At 43.3% G+C, this 4,115-nt stretch carries 7 protein-coding genes; 2 read left to right on the forward strand and 5 right to left on the reverse strand.

Translation table 11 applies throughout. The annotated features are described in order from the left end of the window. Positions 1 to 124: 124 nt before the first annotated feature. Both VN379_RS17665 and VN379_RS17670 read left to right on the forward strand, forming a co-directional pair. Positions 125 to 1,504 (forward strand): FAD-binding protein, encoded by a 1,380-nt coding sequence (locus VN379_RS17665; RefSeq protein WP_325536217.1) that lies wholly within the window; start codon positions 125 to 127, stop codon positions 1,502 to 1,504. Continuing rightward, positions 1,504 to 1,788: a ferredoxin family protein gene (locus VN379_RS17670; protein ID WP_325536219.1), complete on the forward strand. Its 285-nt coding sequence runs from the start codon at positions 1,504 to 1,506 to the stop codon at positions 1,786 to 1,788. The genes VN379_RS17665 and VN379_RS17670 overlap by 1 nt, the downstream gene beginning before the upstream one ends. Here the strand turns inward: VN379_RS17670 and VN379_RS17675 are convergent. The 5 genes from VN379_RS17675 to VN379_RS17695 form a co-directional block, all read right to left on the reverse strand. Then, on the reverse strand, positions 1,785 to 2,279 hold the full coding sequence (locus VN379_RS17675; RefSeq protein WP_325536221.1) for a hypothetical protein: 495 nt from the start codon (positions 2,277 to 2,279) through the stop codon (positions 1,785 to 1,787). The genes VN379_RS17670 and VN379_RS17675 overlap by 4 nt on opposite strands. Positions 2,280 to 2,337: 58 nt before the next feature. Beyond that, a complete protein-coding gene (locus tag VN379_RS17680) occupies positions 2,338 to 2,523 on the reverse strand; it encodes a 2-hydroxymuconate tautomerase (protein ID WP_325536223.1) in 186 nt (61 codons plus the stop codon). Between the two features lie 202 nt (positions 2,524 to 2,725). Further along, on the reverse strand, positions 2,726 to 2,986 hold the full coding sequence (locus VN379_RS17685) for a hypothetical protein (RefSeq protein ID WP_325536225.1): 261 nt from the start codon (positions 2,984 to 2,986) through the stop codon (positions 2,726 to 2,728). Between the two features lie 15 nt (positions 2,987 to 3,001). Continuing rightward, entirely contained in the window at positions 3,002 to 3,295 is a 294-nt protein-coding gene (locus tag VN379_RS17690) for a hypothetical protein (protein ID WP_325536227.1), read from the reverse strand. Between the two features lie 281 nt (positions 3,296 to 3,576). After that, positions 3,577 to 4,115: hypothetical protein (locus tag VN379_RS17695; RefSeq protein ID WP_325536229.1), on the reverse strand; the 539-nt coding region annotated here is incomplete at its 5' end.

Raw genomic sequence — 4,115 nt, forward strand, 5'->3', positions numbered from 1 at the left:
GGTTTTATGAGGGCTTATCAAGCAATAATGATTATTAAATAACTTTTTTCTCGGGTATGCTTGATTATTCGTGCCCATAAATATAATTTTTAAATTTAAGCGTAAACTAAAGCTGGGTGAATATATGTTAAAACATTGGTATCAGGCGAAAAAGCCGCACAAAATAACTGGTAAACCAACTTCATCTAGAACTGAGAATCAAGAGCCCGGCACTGTTATAAAAAAGTATGATGCTATTGTAGCCGGGGCCGGGCCAGCCGGGCTGACGGCAGCATATTTTATGGCTAGGGATGGCCTTGACGTGCTTGTCCTGGAACGGGGCCCGTATGCGGGAGCGAAAAGCTGTGGCGGTGTCAGTATTATGGCAGAGCATGTCCATAAACTCTTCCCCAACTTCTGGGAAGAATGCCAGTGTGAACGAATCATTACCGACCAGTCATATTGGTGGATGACTGAGGATTCTGTTTTATCAACCAGGTTCCAAAGCGTCAGGCATGCTGCCGCCCCTTATAACAGGTTTTCAGTTAAACGCAGTAATCTTTATAACTGGCTGGCGAACAAGGCAGCTGAGGCGGGTGCGCAAGTCCTTTTTAAGCACACAGTAACAGAAGTCCTGTTTAATGATGGACAGGCTGTCGGTGTGGCTGTAAATGGTGGCAGCAGCAAGTATTTGGCAGACGTTATTATTTTGGCTGATGGCGTTAACGCGTTGTTGGCCGAACGGTCAGGACTGGCGGCCCCGGTAGCGCCGGAAAACATTTCCTTATACGTAAAAGAAACCATTGCCCTACCCTCAAGCGTGATTGAGGATCGCTTTAATCTGCCATCTGGTCAGGGGGCGATAATCGGACTGATTGGTTACCCAACAGCCGGATTTAACGGCACGGGTTCCATACATACCTTTCGGGACAGTATTAATATTAATGTCGGCATGTCAGTAGCCAATTTTGCTCAGGCAGGATTTAATCCCAACGACCTCCTGGAACGCATAAAAAAGCACCCCCATATAAAAACCATTATAGCCGGGGGCCAAACGATTGAGTATGGCGGTTCGTTAATTCCAGAGGGCGGCTATTATGCTGTCCCCAAGCTGGTACATCCAGGTCTAATGATTGTCGGCGATGCCGGGTCGCTGGTCAATGGGACGCATGGTATAAACCTTGCGATGTGGTCAGGATTTTACTCGGCAAAAGCCGTGTATGCGGCTAAAACCAGTCGGGATTATTCGGTACGAAAACTATCTTTATACACTGAACTCTTAAACGAAAGCTTCATTATGCAGGATTTAAAGGCTAACGCCGGTGTTGCCAAACTGACGCGTGACCTGCCCTACGCTTTTGACCTTTACTCCCGTATGGCTAATGAAACAGCTTATCAGATTTCGCGGGTATATACAATGCCCAAACGAGCTAAGCGGATTATGATTTATAAAAAAGTGACAAGTATGCAACCAGCCTTGAAGATATTATCAGATGCCTGGAAAGCACTAAAGGTGATTCGATAATGAAATTGCAGGATAAAATTTTGCTTATACAGTTCAATCCGGACGATGACCATCAGCATGTTGCTGTACGCGATCAGGAACAATGCACCAGGTGTGAGGCGAAACAGTGTCTGAACATATGCCCTACCAGCGTATTTAAATGGGACTACCAGCTAGGCAGCCCCATAATGGTTTATTATAAGCAATGTGTTGAGTGCGGCGCTTGCCGGTTGGCATGCGGGTTTGATAATATTATCTTTATGTATCCGTCAGGTGGCTTAGGTGTAGCCTACCGTGAAGGCTAATCTTTTCCCAGTATAAATGGTGCAAATCCCAATTGACCCCAGTAATGGTTGTAGTATATCTGGATATGGCCATCTATTCTTCTGCGCAGAATTTTCTTCACCTGGCACAGAGAGCTGTAAAACAGCCGGGTCTGAGGGTGGGCGCTGTTTGAAGCTGCCTGTTGGTAAAACTGTATTGATTTGTCGATTGCAGTGTAGATTGCCCAAAGCGTTATAAGCTCTGTCATACTGGCGTCAGCTGCAGCCGTGTTTTGGTTAAGTTGTTGCCAGGAGCTGTCTGAACCAAGCAACTGGGTTTCGTTTATGTCCGGGTAAGGGGCAGTGTCGATGTTTATTGCGCTGGCAACTGATAAAAGCTGTAAAAATTCTTTCTGGGAGCTGTTAATCAGAGTGATAATCGGCGCAATACCGGTTGCAGCAGCATCCGATAGCCCAGCTACATAAATATTTGTTGAAGCTTCAAGTTCAAGCGCAAATTGTATAGGCAGCATAACTTTAGTACCACCTTTCTAGAAGTTATGCCATTTCGTTACGAAATGGCATAAGAAATTAACGATCAGATGCTAGCACACCTGCCTTGGCAATATGCTGGGTGGGAGCTTCACGCAGTACGATAGTTACTGCCTCAGGTGGGCATTTGGCGGTCTCAACAATGGCTTCGGTTACTTTTTTAACCATCTCCCGTTTTTGTTCCTGAGAACGGCCTTCAAGCATATCGATTTGTACAATTGGCATAATATAACCTCCTTTATAGTGTTTTTACTTTGTTTACTATCTTCGTGATCGAATGTAATATCCCTCCCGAAGAAAGTAAACATTTTTTTTTGCCGCTATCTCGTAGAAGCGGCACCGGCAGCGCCACTTTCTGCGGTGCTGCAATTTAAATAAAAAGGCACCGGAACCCCTGGGGATTCCGGTCCTCCGCTACTCTTATATTCTAATCGTCCTCACCCACGGAGGTTATAGCACAGAGATTAATGGTAACGTTAGTCAAATGAAAGGCTTCCTCGTTACCAGGTGTAAAGACTTCGACATCGGTAGCTAAGACCAGCCCATCCTCCACTCGAGCTATACGACCCTCGGCATCGAATTGAAAGCCCCCTACAGTTCTTATATTTATATCTTTCTCGCCTTGTAGACGTTTCAAGATACGGATGAGACGGCAAGTCGAGTCACGAGAAACTAATTCCTCACTCATTTTCATTTCCCTCCTTTAGTCCTGGCATTCGCCTGAGAACGGGTTTTCACCTACATTTTTTGATAATGCTACAATGATACAAATATCGATAAACGACAATTCTTCATGCTTTACCGCGCCACCGGGGGTAAATACGATAACTAGTTCTTCATTTGATGCCGGAAGCAAAAATAGGATTCCGTCATCCACGCGGTCCAGTAGACCAAAAAATGCAAATCCGTCAGCGGTGAACAATACAACATTAGTCCCGCAGGCGCACTCTAACTCCTCGCACCAATGCCTATTGCATATGTCGTCAAAAAATCCCATATGCGCTTTTCCCTCCTTCTTGATCTTGTTTGGCTATACTATAATCTATGCAGATTCAATAAAAAAGTGCACTATAATTGGGTCTTGCTAGCTAACTCCTATTTTTTATCAATTAACGAAATTATTTCATTTTTTGGTAATACAAGCTGTTCATTAATTGGATCCAATGAACCCTGAGCCTGTACTCTCGCTTCAAAATAAGTATTCAACAGCTTGTGTTTGAGTAAAAATAAACCCTGGAATTTATCCAGGATTTTCTAGTGTCTTCTAAAGCGAAGCGATTATTTATTTGTATCCCTATCATTCTCATCTTCACAGTCACAGTCACAGCCATCCTCACAGTCATCCTCATGATCATAATCATCATAATCATCATTCTCATCATTATGATCACTATCATAGTCCTGGTCCTTCTTATGGTCCTTCTTATGCCCTTTTTTCTTATGGCTCTTCTTATAATCATCATCATTTTCACAGTTGATACCAGGACCAATAAATAGAATTTGATCAACATTAATAGCTATAACTGAACCTTCGGGAAATAACACTTCTCTAAATTTACACGAGGTAATAACAGATTCTGTTAGTTGCAACAAAATAAATTCTGCCTCATTATCAACCACATGATGCGATGATGGACAATTGTTATTTCCACTGAGTTTACGTTCTGCTTCCCCCAAAAACCGTCCAGTCAAGGTAAAACCATCGTCAAGTACGATTGTTAAGACTAAGCCTCCAGAAAGGTCAAATCCTTTTCCTTTCGGAAATTTCATATATTTTCGCTCCTTTTTATAAAAATGGACTTTATACCTAATACATG

Source organism: Sporomusa sp. (genome assembly GCF_035561255.1).
Taxonomy (GTDB): domain Bacteria; phylum Bacillota; class Negativicutes; order Sporomusales; family Sporomusaceae; genus Sporomusa.